Consider the following 14641-nt stretch of genomic DNA (forward strand, 5'->3'; position numbering starts at 1 on the left):
CTCTTAGTCTTCCTTCAGGCGGCGACGGCTGGCACCGGCCAGCAGCACCCGCAGGCCCCAGCCGAGCACCAGCATGCAGAGCAGCGTCAGTCCGGCAAGGCGCAGCGGATACTCGGCAAACAGTTGCCAGATGCGCTCCCACCAGGGCAGATAGCCCACCTCATAACGATCCCCGACCGCCAGACTCTTCACTCCGGACTCCCGGATAATGGCCACCGACCCCGCGACCTGGCCACGCAGGGTGGTGTTTTGCAGGGTGTCGTTGAGCAGCTTGACCCCCGCCGGGCCGTCGGCCAGCAGGGCTACCAGGCTGCGTTGCTCGTGGGTCGGCGACTGCAGACCCAGGATGACGGCGATGGCGCGGTTGCCGGTCATGCCGACCCTGGCCTGAGGCTGGCGATCGGCCATGCTGTGCAGCAGATCCCCCTGATGCTGGCGAGTCGGCTCGTTGACCCAGCTGCGGGTGGACTGCAGCAGGGCATCTGGCGCCAGATCCCCCTGAAACTCCTCAGGCAGGGTGCCGATGAGCAGGGTATCCAGATCAGCGGTGCGGGCCTGCTCCCAATCATCCAGGACTCGCAGGGAGAGGGCCGGATAACCGGTCTCGGCCCCGATGGCCCCCACGGCATCGAGCAGGGTAGTGATCTGCGCCGGGTGCGGCCTGGCGGGCATGACCACCTGGCTGTCGGCGAGATCCGCCATCCGGCTGAACGGGAAGCCCGCATAGGCGAAGGCCCTGAGGTTCGGCATCTCGATGAAGTGGCGATAGCTGGTGAAGTCGATGGTTGAGCCCTCATCGATGCGCACCTGATGGGCGGGGGGCATCACCAGATCGCAGCGACCGTCCTCATTCCCCCCCATCATCTCCCTGGCATATTCAAACGAGAAGCTCAGGCTGTTGGCCTGAGTGGTCTTGAGCCCGGGCATGCGCAGCGCCGTGGCATCGTTATCGGCGGCGAACCAGAGCGGCAGGGTGAGCAACTGCTCACTCTTGGCCTCACCCGGTTCGAGCGGGAACGACTTCACGAACTGGCCGTTGACCGCCACGTCCAGGCGGGAGCCATCTCGCCGGGTCGGCGCCGTATTGTGGTACTTGAGTTCCGTCTTGATGCCATTGGCACCCAGCAGATAGAGATCCGGCGGCAGGCGCAGCGTCAGGTTCATGGGCCAGAGTCGGCTGCCCGTGGCCTGCAACTGGCCCGGATAATCCGTCAGCTCGTCGAACCGCATCTTGCGATCGAGCCGCACCCAGTTAGGGGCATCATAAGGCTGGCGCGGAGCCAGTGGCTTCACCTCGTCCACCAGCACGCTCTGACCCCGCAGCAGCACCTCTCCCTGGGCCAGCCCCCTGGCTGCAGTCAGCAGATCCTGCTGATCCCGTCCCAGGATCAGCAGCAGCTTCACATAGGGGTTGTCGGGGGAGCTGATCATGTCGATGGTGGGCCCCTTCACCTTGGGGTAGTCGACCAGGAAATCAGGACGCGCGTCATTGGTGGCGAAGATCACCCCGTTGCGATCCGGCAACTGGTTGATGAGCACGGGGAAGTGCTGACCCCGCCACTGCGCCTTGGTACCGAACCAGGACGCCAGCACGGCCGCCGCCTGCTGCTGCAGGAGCGGAACAGTGCCGCTGAACACCATGGGCAGGATCAGCTTGCCATCGTCCCGCACGTCGAGGAACGGCATGGGGAAGAAGGAGAGTTCGTTGCGCACCGGCAGGGTCTGCAGTTGCAGGTTCAGCTTGCTGTCCCGGTTGACGTTGAGCCACAGGGTATCGCTCGCCGGGTTCTCGCACACCTTCTGGTAATGGCCGACGAAGCTCACCTTGATCCGGTTGAAATCCTTGGCGTAGCGCGGATCCAGCTCGATGCGGGCATGGGTACGTTCCCCCATCTGCGCCTTGGTGAGGGCGGTAACCCCCATCAGCTCGTCATTGAGGTAGACCTTGATCTGGGAGAGCAGCGGCAACAAGGAGGGGGACGGGGTGAAGTCGAGATCCAGGCTGGCCCGGGTGACCACCTCGTCCCGCCGCACGGTGAAGTCCGCCTGGCCGTCCGGTGCGTTGCCGCGCAGGGAGAGGGTGCCCGGGGTCGAGGACATCTGTTCGAAACTCAGCGCCTGACTGCGCACCGGCGCGAGCACGGGTGGCAGGGGGCCGCTGGCCTCGGCGGCCAGCGCACTCTGCGTCATCAGCAGCAGAGGGACAAGGTAGCGTTGTGGTTTCATCATCCTTTCACTGTCTGTGTGGTCGGAGCCCCGGACCGGAAACCCGGCGAGACGCGACGTGGAACGAAAGAGAGCAGCCAGCGAACCAGCTTCTCAAGCAGGATACAAACAAACCCTATGGGTGAGGCGCGCGCCAAGCGCCAGTAAGCCCCCCAGCCGAGCTGCGTGATGTCGAGCAGGCTGTGGAGCGGACGATCCTTGCCGAGGCGCTGCTGCCACAGGGACCAGGTGTCGGCCCGGGCAAAGGTGCACTGGATGAAGGCGATGTGCTCGGTCTGATCCATGGGCGCCAGCTCCAGCCCCAGCTTGCGGCCGAACACCCGCTGCACCTTGGCGGCGAAGGCCTGCTCCCGCTGGCCATTGCGCAGCAGCAACCAGACCCTGTCCTTGTCGGCCAGGGGCAGGGGATCCTCGAGCAGGACACCCACCCCGCCATTGGAGTAGTCCTTGACGGTGCAGGGGTAGAGGTGGCCGTTGGCCAGCTTGATGGCCGCCGGCATCACCATCTCCACCCTGGGGTTGGTGCGTACCTGACGCGACTCGAACGCCACCGCCAGAGCCCCCCCCAGTATGGTCATGTTGTAGAGGGTCCACAGCATGCTGAGGATCAGGGTCAACACCTCGTCGGCCGGGCCGGTGGCGATGCGCCAGATGCCAAAGCCCAACCCGCACAGGTTGAGCAGGATCAGGATCAGATAGGGCCTGGAGACCGCCAGATCCAGATACACCTCCTCCGTCATGCCCCCCTTGGCGGTGACGTTGAACTTGCCTTTGTGGGGTGCAAACAGTGCCACCGTGGTCGGCCGGGCTATGTACCAGGCCAGCACCGTCTCGTAGACCTCGCCCCAGAAGGAGTGGCGCACCTTGCCCTGCAACCGGGAGTTGGTCAGGGCGCTGTGGAAGATGTGCGGCAGCATGTAGAGGGCGATGGCCGCCGCCGGGGCGTAGATGATGTAGGCGTGCAGGATCAGAAAGGCGAGCGGCGCCGTCAGGAAGATGAGACGCGGTATGCCCGACAGGAAGTGCAGCATGGCGTTGAAGTAGCAGAGCCGCTGCCCCAGGTTGAGCCCCTTGCCAAACAGGGGGTTGTCCAGGCGCAGGATCTGCACCATGCCACGCGCCCAGCGGATGCGCTGCCCGATGTGGGCGGAGAGACTCTCGGTGGCCAGCCCCGCCGCCAGGGGGATGCGGATATAGGCGGAGGTGTACCCAAGGCGGTGCAGCCGCAGCGAGGTGTGGGCATCCTCGGTGACCGTCTCCACCGCGATGCCGCCGATCTCGTCCAGCGCCGAGCGCTTGATGACGGCGCAGGAGCCGCAGAAAAAGCTGGCGTCCCACATGTCGTTGCCATCCTGCACCAGACCGTAGAAGAGAGCCCCCTCGTTCGGCATCTTGCGAAACCGCTGCAGGTTGTGCTCGAACGGATCGGCGGAGAAGAAGTGATGGGGGGTCTGCACCACCCCGAGCCTGGGAGCCCGGTAAAACCAGCCCACCGTCATCTGCAGGAAGGAGCGGGTTGGCAGGTGATCACAGTCGAAGATGGCGACCAGATCCCCGCTCGCCTGCCTGAGCGCGTAGTTGATGTTGCCAGCCTTGGCGTGCTCGTGGGTCGGCCGCGCCACATAGCGGATCCCCGCCCCTTCGGCAAATTCGCGAAACGACTCCCGGCCCCCGTCATCGAGCAGCCAGATGGTCAGCTTGTCAGCGGGCCAGTCGAGCCCCATGGCGGCATAGACGGTGCCCTTGACGATGGCGAGATCCTCGTTGTAGGTGGGGATCATCAGGTCAACCCTGGGCCACTGGGCCGGGTCCGCCGGCAGGGGCGCCGGCGGGCGGTGCAGCGGCCAGGCCGTCTGCCAGTAGCCAAGCAGCAGCACCACCCAGGCATAGGTCTCGGCGGCCAGCAGCAAGAGACCACAGGTGAGGCTGAGGGGATCGAACCAGTCCAGGGTGGAGGTGTAGCGCCACCAGATGTAGCGGCAGGAGACGGTGAGGGAGAGCACCATCATCATCAACATGGGGTAGCGGCCCGGCACGGCGCGCAAAATGAAGGCCATGGCGGCCAGTAGCAGAACGAAGACCAGCTGCGCCTGCAGGGTGAAGGGCTGGGTAATGCAGAGCAGGGAGAGGATGCCTGCCACCGCGCAGAGCAGCACGCTCTTCCAGCGCGCCTCGCGGGGGGTGGCCCTGGCCGCCGCCAGCCCCCTCTCCTCCTGCCGAATCAGCAGGGTGCCGAGAGCCTGGGTGCCCCATTGCCAGGCCCGTTGCCAGGAGGCGGGCCAGTGCAGGGGGATGGGCTCGGGGCGGCGCACTATGAGCCAGAGGCTCTGCAACAGGATGCGCAGGGGATCCCCGACGCGGGGCCGGGCCAGCTGGGGATAGAGACTCTGGGCGTGGCCCAGCACCCACTGCCAGCCATGGCGCTCCAGGGGGAAGAGGGTCCAGGCCAGCAGCCACACCAGGGTCAGACCGGCAGACCCCAGCCGGGAGCCGCCCTGGCGGCGCAGTGCCTGGTAGCGCTGGGAGCACCAGAGGCCCGCCGTCGGGGTCAGCAGCCTGGCTAGCATGGGTCGGCGCCCTCGATGTCCAGGCACCAGCAGGCCAGGGCGGTCAGCTCGTGGGCGATCAGACTGGTGGGAGCATAGCGACCCACCGGCTGCTTGGCGGCCATGGCCTCGGCCATCGCCTCGTCCCGATGCAGACGCAGCCCGAGCAGGGGCAACCCGCCCGCCTGCCAGAGATCCAGCAAATCCTGTTGCAGGGCACGGCGGCTGGTGAACTGGGTCACCAGCAATCGCTCCCCATCCTCCCAGACATGGCGGTAGAGACGCACATGGCAGTTGGCGTCGGCGTTGACTATGGTCAAACGCTTGCAGGGCAGCCCGGGCAACTGGCCCATGGGCAGATCCAGCAGCACCAGATCATAGCCCTCGATGGCCTGCAGCCAGGCCCCTGCCGATGTCCCCTGCTGGCCGCCATGGGGCAGCAGATCCAGCCCCTCCTCATAGTGATAGAGTGCCGAACGCCACTCCCGCGTCGGGTCCGCCAGCCGGCTCCAGCCTCTGGGGTCGTCATGGGACAGGCCCAGGTGGATGCCAAGCAGGTTGTCATGACACAGATCCACCGCCAGCACCCGGGCACCCTGCTCCCGGGCCGCCAGCGCCAGGCCGGCGACCAGAGAGGTGGTGCCCACACCGCCACGGATCCCCTGCAACGCGACAAGGTTCATGCTGACCTCCCTGCGTCCGGCGCTGCCGGCCCTCTCAGGTCCAGCTCCGCCAGCAGCGGGAAGCGCTCACGCAGGGCGATGAGCCGCTCCCGGAACGCGATGTCCTGGTAGGAGAGATTGACGCCGAAGGCCTGCTGCTCCATGGCCACGTCGCTCATCATGCCGCCTTCTACCGGCCCCCCGAAGGGGGCCTGCGTCGCGGGTCGCCGCTCACTCTGCACGTCCACCTCCGGTGTCATTGGGGATAGGGGACCCAATCCCCCTGCCCCAGCTTGATGTGGAACTGGTTTTGATACTCGAGCACGACAGCCCCCTGGTTTTCCGAAACCGAAGGGGTCTCTGGCAGACCGCTCAGCAGTGCATCCCAGTCGATGGTGTCAGTGCCAAACACGTTGCCCCCCACCAGCCGGGACACCAGCTCGGACACCGCCAGGAAACTGCTGGGCGTGTCGATGTTGCGGGTTGCCTCGTGCTGCGCCCGGGTCCCCAGCAGGGCGACACCGACGGGCACCAGAGTGATGCTCGGGCTGGGAATGTCCCGCAGCCCGGGCATCTGCATCCTGTCGCCGGCCAGCGCGGCCCCGTGCTCAGGCACCACCACCACGGCCACCTTGCGACCGGATTGCTCCAGCGTCGTCATGAAGTCATCCAGCTGATCCAGCAGGGTCTTGAGCCTGGCCTTGTAGGGCGCTACCTGGCGGGTGGCCGCGTAGCGGTTGCCGTCGTGCAGTGCGATCAGGTTGAAGAAGGTCATGTTGCGCGCCGCCTGGTTCTTCTCTCGCTCACTCAGCCAGCGCCCGAACAGGGCATCATCCCGATAGATGGGTTCACCATCGAAGGAGGCGAGATCATGGGCCAGCCCCTCCTTGCCCATGGGCGTGATGTCCAGCCCGGCGTACTGCTGCAGATCCTTCAGGTAGTTGCCAAAGGCCCCCGAGTGATCCATGGCAATCTGCTTGTCAAAACCGAGCCGGGCCAGGTTGTCGAACAGCAGGCACTGGCTGGGGGCCGTCACATAGAGCCCCTGGTGGCTGGTCTGCCCGCAACTGGCTCGCAGCAGACGGATGGAGCTCGGTCCGCTGTAGGAGGTCGCGGAGTTGAAGTGGTTGAAACGAATGTCGAAATGGCGCCAGACCGGGTGTTCGGTCAGGCCGCTGGCCTCCACGTCGCTCCAGGCCAGGGAGCAGATGTTGATGATCAGCAGATCGAATGGCGTCGCGTCGGCCGGCAGGGCGCTCGGGAAGCGCACCAGACGATCCTGCTCTTCCCGGTAGAAGTCGTCGAGATAGGTGTTGAGGTTCTCGTTGGTCGGCGGGGCGCTCTGATCCAGCTGCTCCGTCATCGACACCTGCCGTGGTGTGGACCCGGATTGAGGGGAGGTGACCGTGCTGGCCGCCACCGCATCCCGGGAGGCAAAGGGATCACCCACCAGGGGAGAGAGCCATAACCAGAGCAGGGCAAGCAGGATCCAGGGAGTGAAGCGCAGCCACTGGGCGATGAACAGATACAGGGTCAGCATCACGAAACCGGCGCCGACCATCTCCCAGTTGATGAAGCGCCCGAGCAGCTCCAGCCAGTAATCCAGGGTGAAGGAGAAGACCTGCCCCCCCCTGGGCGCGAATGCTCTCTATCCCCGGCAGCCAGGTGTCGTGATAGAAGATCCCCGCGCCGATGGGCAGCGCCAGCCAGTGCCGGATGCGCCGCAGCCCCGTACTGGGCAGGGGAAAGATCAGGAAGGCGGCAAACACCAGATTGATCAGGGGGTGGAAATTGAGGTAACCCGCCCAGAGCAGGGCGAACTTGGCAAGGAAATAGATATTCCAGCCACCCAGGCCGTGCCAGTCCAGCCAGGGGGAAGCGGCATTAGAAACGTCTCGAGTCATCGGCGATGGGTCACCCGTTATAGTGGGGCCCCGCAACGGGACCCAGGCACACTGCCATGGTTGTCAGAAAAAACTCTATTTATTATGCAACTAATCACTTATCTCAGGTGGCCCCAGGTGAGATCCGGGTAACCGGGTGACCTTCATGCCCGAGTACCATATTCACGGTATATGTTATCCAGTTGACACTATAAAAGGCACCCTCAGCGGCCAAAAGGGGTGATTAATTTTATGGCTGGCATATTCTTCATGGGCGGCCGGGCCCTCTTGCTACGACAACAACTGTCATCCTTGCTGCCATGTCGAACAACTTGAGGCCACTTCCAGATTACGCCATGATAACGGCCCCGGCCCCGGGCCGGCGAAATTGGACAGTCAACTTCAAGGACCCCCCATGTTTGAACACGTCGATGCCTATGCTGGCGACCCCATACTGACGCTCGTCGAGACCTTCCACAAAGATACCCGCGAGCAGAAGGTGAACCTGGGGATCGGCCTCTATTACGACGAGCAGGGCCGCATTCCGCTGCTTCCCTCGGTGCAGCAGGCCGAAGCACAGCGTGCCGCCGCCCCCGCGCCGCGCCCCTATCAGCCGATGGAAGGGGCCGCCAACTACCGCACCGCGGTGCAGCACCTGCTGTTTGGCGCCGATCACGAGGCGGTCAGGGCGGGTCGCATCGCCACCATCCAGACCATCGGCGGCTCCGGCGCGCTGAAGATCGGCGCCGATCTGCTCAAGCGCTACTTCCCGACCTCCGAGGTGTGGGTCAGCAATCCCACCTGGGACAACCACAAGGCGATGTTCGAGGGGGCCGGTATCAAGGTGCACGACTACCCCTACTACGATGCGGCCACCGGCGGCGTGCAGTTCGACGCCATGATCGACTGTCTGAGCAGCCTGCCGGCCAAGAGCATCGTGCTGCTGCACCCCTGCTGCCACAACCCGACCGGGGTGGATCTCTCCCGCGCCCAGTGGGACCAGGTGATTGCACTGGTGGTCGAGAAGAACCTGATCCCCTTTATGGACATCGCCTATCAGGGCTTCGGCGACGGGCTGGAAGAGGATGCCTACGCCATTCGCGCCATGGTGGTCGCCGGCGTCAGCTTCTTCGTCAGCAACTCCTTCTCCAAGAACCTCTCCTTCTACGGCGAGCGCTGTGGCGGCTTGTCGGTCATCTGCCAGGATGCCGAAGAGGCGAGCCGGGTGCTGGGCCAGATGAAGGCTACCGTGCGCCGCAACTACTCCAGCCCCCCCACCCACGGCGGCCAGATCACTGCGGCGGTGATGAGCCAGCCCGAGCTGCACGCCATGTGGGTCGGTGAGGTGACCGAGATGCGTACCCGCATCAAGGCCATGCGCCAGAAGCTCTACGAGGTGCTGAGCGCCAAGGTGCCGGGCCGCGACTTCAGCTACTTCATCAGCCAGCGCGGCATGTTCAGCTACACCGGCTTCACCCCTGAGCAGGTGGATCGCCTGCGTGAGGAGTTCGCCGTCTATCTGGTGCGCTCCGGTCGCATGTGCGTGGCGGGCCTCAACAGCCGCAACGTCGACTACGTGGCGGACGCCATGGCCGCCGTGCTCAAGGGCTGATCCCCGCAAGCCCCGCTTCGGCGGGGCTTTTTGTTTGTTCCGTCTGGAGGGGCAATCCCGGCTGCCAGACGTTCCCCTCATCCTCGCCCGCACGGGCTTCATCCCGGGAGGTTTTATGGATCTCATCGCGCTCTCACGCCTCGGCGGCCGTCATCTGGTGACCCTGCACCTGCTGCTGGATACCCAGAGCGTCACCCGCACCGCCGAGCGGCTCTGCACCACCCCCTCCACCGTCAGCAAGACCCTCAACCAGTTGCGGGATCTGCTCGGCGATCAGCTGCTCTATCGCCAGGGCAACCAGCTGTTGCTGACCCCGTTCGCCGAGCGGCTTGGCCCCAGCCTGCGCCGGCTGCTGAGCGAGCTGAACGGCCTCACCAGTCCGGAGGGCTTCAACCCCGCCAGCTGGCAGGGGGAGCTGAATCTGGCGATGCGGGAAAGCAGCATGATCTGGCCCATGGGGCCCGTGCTGGGGAAGTTGATGCAGGAAGTGCCCGGGCTGGTGCCCGTCATCTGGAACAAGGATCAGCAGGGACTGGCGGCACTGGCAGCGGGCAAGCTCGACTTCGTGATCCTGCCCCATGACCAGAGCCAGCCCCTGCCCAGCCAGCCTGGCCTGGTATGGGAGACGTTGCGGGAAGACAAGCTGGTCTGCCTGCTGCGGGACGATCACCCGGCGTTGGCCGGGCCCTGGGATCTGGATGCTTACTTAAGCTGGCGCCATGTCGTCATTCGCGACAGCGAGCTGGCCGACCCCTTCTTCGAGCAGAGCCTGGCCCAGCGTCAGGTACGACGCCAGATCGGTGCCACCCTGCCGGACTTTGGCAGTGCTGCCGCCCTGCTGCGCCAGAGCGATCTCATCCTCACCGCCATCGACGGCTGGGCCGGGCAGGCCAGGCCGTCCGGGCTGGTGAGCCGGCCCGTCCCGTTCGACTACGGCGCCGTGACCCACAGCCTGGTGTGGTACGGCCCCCTGGGAGAAGATCCCGCCCTGCACTGGTTCCGCCAGCGGATCCTGCAGCTCGCACGGGAGCTGAGTACCTAGTACCCGGGCGGCTCAGGGCTTCTTGGTGTAGATGGGGCTCGGGAAGGAGGCAACGTTGCTGCCCAGATCCGTGATGCGGGCAGCCCCCTGCTTGCGCACCTGATCGATGCGCAGCACCTGGTGCATGGGGATCAGGGTGCGGTTGACGTCGGCAAACTCACTCTTGAGCTTCTCATGGCTGGGATCGACGATGAGCGCCGTGTGGTTGTCCCACACGAAGTTCGCGATCTCGATGAAGCCGAACAGCTGGCCCTGATTCACCTCCTTGACATAGACCTCGTAACGCTCGTTGTGACAAATAAACTGCACTCGATATAAGGCGTTGGTTTCACTCATGGGTATCTGTTGATGATGGGCGGTTTTCCCATTCTAGCCGCCACTTTCCGCACACCAAATAGACAGACATCACAGTTGCGTCATATCGGGACTCAGGAGGAAAAACATGCCGGCCTCGTCACAATGGCGGCAGGGAGATTGGGCCAAATCCTTTCACCTTCAATGCGTTGGACAGCCCATCCAGCTCGTCCATGGCGGCCTCCTGCCAAGCCAGCGCCTCCCCGTGCACCCCGTGGTGGCGAAACCCGTTGAGACGGATGGGGACGGGCCCCAGGCTCTGCAGAAAGCTGACCAGGCCCGCCTCCAGCTTGCCATCGGCATCGATGAAATCAGTGCGCCCCGGTACATGGAGCAACCGTAATTCCGCCAGCTTGCCCACTCGTGCAAGCAGTTGCAGCGACGCCAGCACCCGCTCCCGACCCTGGCCGGTGAGCGCATGATGCACGGAGTCGCGCCATCCCTTGAGATCGATCATGGCACCGTCGAGTACCGGCAGCAGCCGCTGCCAGCCCGCCTCACCAAGGGATCCGTTGCTGTCCAGCAGGCAGCTCAGGTGGGTCAGGTCGGGCGCGGCCTTGATGGCCGTAAACAGGTCGGTCACGAACGGCAGCTGGGTGGTCGCCTCGCCGCCGGAGACGGTGATGCCGGTGAGCAGCGGGCCGTAGCGGCGCAGCAGGGCCAGCACCTCGGCCACCGACATCTGGTGGGTCTTGGGGCTGGCACTGCGGGGACAGGCATCCAGGCAGCGATCACAGTGGGTGCAGAGCGACGCCTGCCAGCGCACTCGGCTCTCGCCAGGACGACCCTCGACGAGCGTCAGGGCCCCACTCGGGCAGCCGGGCACGCAGTCGCCACAGTGATCGCACAGCCCTATGGTGTGGGGGTTGTGGCAGCCAGGGCAGCGAAAGTTACACCCCTGCAGGAAGAGCACCAGCCGATTGCCCGGCCCGTCCACGCAGGAGAAGGGCAACCAGCGACTGACCGTCGCCGTGCGCCTCCCCTTGTCATCTTCAGTAGTCACGCAGGCTTGCCTCAAGGCCCACCACTCGCGGCGCCCGCCGGCGGATCCCGGTCAGCTCGCTCGCCTCGGCGCCGAGGCAGGTGGTCTGCAACCGCGACCCTTCGGCGGCGAAGCGGGCCACGTCGCTCTTGCGGATCATGTAGCCGGTCACCCGCACCAGGTCGCTGTCCGCCACGTTGGCGCTGAATTCGCGCATGCCGAGGGCGAAAGCCCCCTTGCAGAGCTGCAGCAGCGCCTGCGGGTTCTGGCGTATGGTGGGATCCAGGGTCAGGATCTCGCTGATCCCGGAGTGGTAGTAGCCGTGGTGCGGGGCCAGGGCCAGCAGGTGGCTGGCGGGATCCGGCTCCTCCCCATAAGGGATGCGCACCCCGGGGGTGACTCCCTGGTCCAGGCTGAGCCCGCCCTGGGAGTGCAGCAGGGCACGCCCGCCCCAGGCATGGGGCTGGGGCCGGGCCGCCACCCAGGCCGAGAGCAGGGCCGAGATGCGATGGCCGAGCTGGTTCGCCCCATCGTCGTGGCCATAGCGCCCGGGCAGCCCCGCCTTATCCATCAACAGGTTCACCGCCTCCGCCATGCCAAAGATGCCGAACATGGGGACGAAACGCGCCTCCTCGATCAGCCCCTCCTCCACCAGGAAGCTGGCGAAGAAACCGGACTTCTGGTGCAGGAAGGCGGCCCTTGCCTCGATGAGCCGGGAGGCCTGCTCGCAATAGTGGGGCAGCCAGCGCGTCATGAACTCCTCGAGGTCGGCACTCTGCTCGGCCATTCCCTTGAGGGAGAGGCGCACCAGGGTATTGGCACCGCCCCCGAGCGGCAGGGCGTTGTAGCAGCTGACGATGCCAAAGCCCCGCTCGTCGAAGGTCTCCCTGTGGATCGGGTAGTTGACGATGTGGGGCTTGCCGCACAGGGCTATGTTCTGTACCCCCTGCATCAGCAGACTGTCCGGGGTCGATGCGGGATCGTGAAACAGGCTGAGGTTCGGCGCCACCTGCTTGAGTTCGCCGTCGATGCGCAGGATCAGGCGGCAGATCCTGTTGTCATCCGGGCCTATGTTGACGTGCATGAAGGCATCCGGCAGCACCCTGTCCAGGTAGATCCAGAAGCCTTTCAGCTTGCGATACAGCGTCTCGTCGTCCAGCTCCCCGACGAAAGGCAGCAGCAGGTGATCGAGGCGCCCCAACCAAACCGGCATGCCGGTGACGGAGGGCACATGGTGATAGAGGATGCGCAGGGCATCGAGTGCCTCGTCGAAATCCTGTGGCGGCGCCAGCTCCAGCCAGGGGGAACCCTGGCACAGGAACTTCTGGTAATCCGGCAGCACATAGCGCGGCTTGTAGGGGGCATGTCCCTCGAACATGTCGCACAGCACCCCTTGCGCCATCGCCTCGGTCACCTCGGCAGGCAGCGCGGGATAGGGCAGTGCATTCTCGGCGGCGAGCGCCAGGGCATGGCTCTTCTGAGCGGGTGAGAGCAGGGGGTCGCGCACTATGCGCTGACAGGTTTCGGTGAAAGACATGGGGAGCTCCTTGGCGGACAGTCCCTAAATCCTCACACTTGAGAGGCCTTTTTTAAAGTGACATTCACAACATAACGGATGTTTGATAGAGACATCCGTTATGTTGGATCACGACTCAACCCAACCAGGGCAGCAGCGCCGCCAGTCCCCCCTGCCAACGCAACAGGAAAAAGCACCCCATACCGACCACCACCACCACCAGGGTCGGCAGGCGCAGCAGGGTCAGCGCGGTCACCAGCAGGGTGGCGGCCAGGTAGTCCGGATCCCAGTCCAGCCCCTTGCCTGGCTCATAGCTGAAGACGATGGGCAGCCAGATGGCGGTCAGCACCGACTGGGCCGAGAAGCTGAGGAAGGCCCCCATCTCGGCACCGGGCTGATAGCGGGTCAGCCGCGAGAAGAAGGCGAAGCGGTTGAAAAAGGTGATCAGGGCCAGCAGGCCAATCATCAGCCAGCCCATGGTTATCTCCTCATCCGGTGCAATACATAGCCCACCACCATGCCGGCCAGGGCCGAGATGATGATGTGGATCTCCGCCAGCAGCGGCTTGGTGAGCAGTGCTGTGCCGCCGCTCACCACAGTCGCCGCCACCATGGGCAGGTTCTTCATGGCGGGGATCGTCATGGCGATGAAGGTGGCGGCGATGGCAAAGTCCAGCCCCATCTTGTCCAGCCCCTCGATGTACTGGCCGGCGGCGATGCCGAGCAGGGTCGCCAGGTTCCAGAACAGGTAGAACACGAAGCCCGCGATCAGGGCATAGGCGGGGTTGAAGACGCCGTGGCGCTCCCTGTCTTTCAGTGCCACCGCGAACATCTCGTCGGTCAGGAAGAAGGCGAGGCTGGCGCGCCAGCGCAGAGAGAGCGGCAGCACGTCCCGGCGGAAGGTGAAGCCGTAGAGCAGATGCTGGGAGGTGATGACCATGGTGGAACCCATGATGGGCAGCAGGGGAGTGCCCGCCCCGAACAAGGTGGTGGCCGAGAGCTGGGCGGCACCTGCATAGACCAGCAGCGACATCAGCTGGGCCTGCACCGGGCTCAGGCCCGCCTGCAACGCCAGGGCGCCACACAGTATCCCCCAGGGGATCACGGAAATGGAGAGTGGGAGAATATCCAGGGTGGCGCGCCACCAGAGCACACCCGTGCGCTCGGGCACGGGGAGGCTCGTTCCTGACATCATGGGATCATCCTTGTGACTGCCAACGCGAACCGGAAAAACTAGCACGGTGCGGGATGGACTGTCACGCCATCCAGGGAGGAAATAAAACGCCCGCTGGGCAGCGGGCGTGAGGGGCGAGGATCAGGGCTCGATGATGATGGGGGTGCCGGGCTCGACGGCGTTCCAGATCTCGTCCATCTCGTGGTTGAGCACGGCGATGCAACCATTGGTCCAGTTGGACGGCTGCACCCTGCGATCCCCCATACGGTTGAGCTGACCGTGGATCATGATCATGCCGCCCGGGCGCACTCCCAGCTCATTGGCACGCTTGATGTCGTCCAGATTCGGGTAGTTGATGTGGATAGCCTTGTAGAAGCCGGAATTGCTCTTCTTGTAGTCGAGGGTGTAGCGCCCTTCCGGGGTACGCTGATCCCCTTCCTGCAGCTTGTGCCCCTTGGGAGCCGGACCCAGGGCGACCCAATAGCGTTTGACCGGCTTGCCATCCTTCATCAGGGTCAGGCTATAACTCGACTTCTTGACCACCACCATGTCGGCGGACAGAGTGGCAAAACTCAATGCGGGCCACAGCCCCAGCAAACACAACAATACGGCTCTCAATTTCCATCCCTCGACAAGCCTTCAGGG

The 14641-nt window shown here is 64.7% G+C and carries 13 protein-coding genes and 1 pseudogene; 2 read left to right on the plus strand and 12 right to left on the minus strand.

The genetic code is table 11. The features are described 5' to 3' along the window. Nucleotides 1–3 precede the first annotated feature (3 nt). From bcsB to bcsG (BN1127_RS22870), 6 genes and pseudogenes are all read right to left on the minus strand, one after another. Nucleotides 4–2226, minus strand: coding sequence for a cellulose biosynthesis cyclic di-GMP-binding regulatory protein BcsB (gene bcsB / locus BN1127_RS15420; RefSeq protein ID WP_231557500.1), 2223 nt, complete (start codon nt 2224–2226; stop codon nt 4–6). Then, nucleotides 2226–4793, minus strand: coding sequence for a UDP-forming cellulose synthase catalytic subunit (gene bcsA, locus BN1127_RS15425; RefSeq protein ID WP_005326458.1), 2568 nt, complete (start codon nt 4791–4793; stop codon nt 2226–2228). The genes bcsB and bcsA overlap by 1 nt, the downstream gene beginning before the upstream one ends. Further along, nucleotides 4787–5455 (minus strand): cellulose biosynthesis protein BcsQ, encoded by a 669-nt coding sequence (gene bcsQ / locus BN1127_RS15430; RefSeq protein WP_041206753.1) that lies wholly within the window; start codon nt 5453–5455, stop codon nt 4787–4789. The genes bcsA and bcsQ overlap by 7 nt, the downstream gene beginning before the upstream one ends. Continuing rightward, nucleotides 5452–5682: a cellulose biosynthesis BcsR family protein gene (locus tag BN1127_RS15435; protein ID WP_231557501.1), complete on the minus strand. Its 231-nt coding sequence runs from the start codon at nt 5680–5682 to the stop codon at nt 5452–5454. The genes bcsQ and BN1127_RS15435 overlap by 4 nt, the downstream gene beginning before the upstream one ends. 8 nt (nt 5683–5690) lie before the next feature. Continuing rightward, nucleotides 5691–7040: a cellulose biosynthesis protein BcsG gene (gene bcsG / locus BN1127_RS15440; RefSeq protein WP_306821164.1), complete on the minus strand. Its 1350-nt coding sequence runs from the start codon at nt 7038–7040 to the stop codon at nt 5691–5693. Between the two features lie 79 nt (nt 7041–7119). Continuing rightward, nucleotides 7120–7338: pseudogene (gene bcsG, locus BN1127_RS22870) on the minus strand (cellulose biosynthesis protein BcsG); the annotation flags it as partial. A 394-nt stretch (nt 7339–7732) separates the two neighbouring features. On the opposite strand from bcsG (BN1127_RS22870), the gene BN1127_RS15445 reads away from it, so the two are divergent. Then, nucleotides 7733–8929: an amino acid aminotransferase gene (locus tag BN1127_RS15445; protein WP_005332625.1), complete on the plus strand. Its 1197-nt coding sequence runs from the start codon at nt 7733–7735 to the stop codon at nt 8927–8929. Between the two features lie 115 nt (nt 8930–9044). Beyond that, nucleotides 9045–9971 carry a LysR family transcriptional regulator gene (locus BN1127_RS15450; RefSeq protein ID WP_041206754.1) on the plus strand — a complete coding sequence of 309 codons (927 nt, stop codon included), beginning with the start codon at nt 9045–9047 and terminating at the stop codon, nt 9969–9971. 12 nt (nt 9972–9983) lie between these two features. Here the strand turns inward: BN1127_RS15450 and BN1127_RS15455 are convergent, their stop codons facing one another. From BN1127_RS15455 to BN1127_RS15480, 6 genes are all read right to left on the minus strand, one after another. After that, complete coding sequence (locus BN1127_RS15455) at nt 9984–10307, minus strand: DUF1820 family protein (RefSeq protein WP_005332629.1); 324 nt, start codon at nt 10305–10307, stop codon at nt 9984–9986. Nucleotides 10308–10425: 118 nt separating this feature from the next. After that, entirely contained in the window at nt 10426–11328 is a 903-nt protein-coding gene (locus BN1127_RS15460) for a YjjW family glycine radical enzyme activase (protein ID WP_042650009.1), read from the minus strand. After that, nucleotides 11318–12844, minus strand: a complete 1527-nt coding sequence (locus tag BN1127_RS15465) for a YjjI family glycine radical enzyme (RefSeq protein WP_005332633.1) — start codon at nt 12842–12844, stop codon at nt 11318–11320. The genes BN1127_RS15460 and BN1127_RS15465 overlap by 11 nt, the downstream gene beginning before the upstream one ends. Nucleotides 12845–12959: 115 nt before the next feature. Beyond that, nucleotides 12960–13301: an AzlD domain-containing protein gene (locus tag BN1127_RS15470; protein WP_005332636.1), complete on the minus strand. Its 342-nt coding sequence runs from the start codon at nt 13299–13301 to the stop codon at nt 12960–12962. A 2-nt stretch (nt 13302–13303) separates the two neighbouring features. Then, nucleotides 13304–14017 (minus strand): AzlC family ABC transporter permease, encoded by a 714-nt coding sequence (locus BN1127_RS15475; protein WP_041206756.1) that lies wholly within the window; start codon nt 14015–14017, stop codon nt 13304–13306. Between the two features lie 120 nt (nt 14018–14137). Continuing rightward, nucleotides 14138–14593, minus strand: coding sequence for a L,D-transpeptidase family protein (locus BN1127_RS15480; RefSeq protein ID WP_005332639.1), 456 nt, complete (start codon nt 14591–14593; stop codon nt 14138–14140). Nucleotides 14594–14641 lie beyond the last annotated feature (48 nt).

Origin of the sequence: Aeromonas media (assembly GCF_000819985.1) — a bacterium.
Classification (GTDB): Bacteria; Pseudomonadota; Gammaproteobacteria; order Enterobacterales; family Aeromonadaceae; genus Aeromonas; species Aeromonas media.

Coding starts and splice junctions, on each gene's coding strand:
- bcsB (WP_231557500.1), bottom strand. CDS start 2,226: ATGAAACCACAACGCTACCTTGTCCCTCTGCTGCTGATGACGCAGAGT.
- bcsA (WP_005326458.1), bottom strand. CDS start 4,793: ATGCTAGCCAGGCTGCTGACCCCGACGGCGGGCCTCTGGTGCTCCCAG.
- bcsQ (WP_041206753.1), bottom strand. CDS start 5,455: ATGAACCTTGTCGCGTTGCAGGGGATCCGTGGCGGTGTGGGCACCACC.
- BN1127_RS15445 (WP_005332625.1), top strand. CDS start 7,733: ATGTTTGAACACGTCGATGCCTATGCTGGCGACCCCATACTGACGCTC.
- BN1127_RS15450 (WP_041206754.1), top strand. CDS start 9,045: ATGGATCTCATCGCGCTCTCACGCCTCGGCGGCCGTCATCTGGTGACC.
- BN1127_RS15455 (WP_005332629.1), bottom strand. CDS start 10,307: ATGAGTGAAACCAACGCCTTATATCGAGTGCAGTTTATTTGTCACAAC.
- BN1127_RS15465 (WP_005332633.1), bottom strand. CDS start 12,844: ATGTCTTTCACCGAAACCTGTCAGCGCATAGTGCGCGACCCCCTGCTC.
- BN1127_RS15470 (WP_005332636.1), bottom strand. CDS start 13,301: ATGGGCTGGCTGATGATTGGCCTGCTGGCCCTGATCACCTTTTTCAAC.
- BN1127_RS15475 (WP_041206756.1), bottom strand. CDS start 14,017: ATGATGTCAGGAACGAGCCTCCCCGTGCCCGAGCGCACGGGTGTGCTC.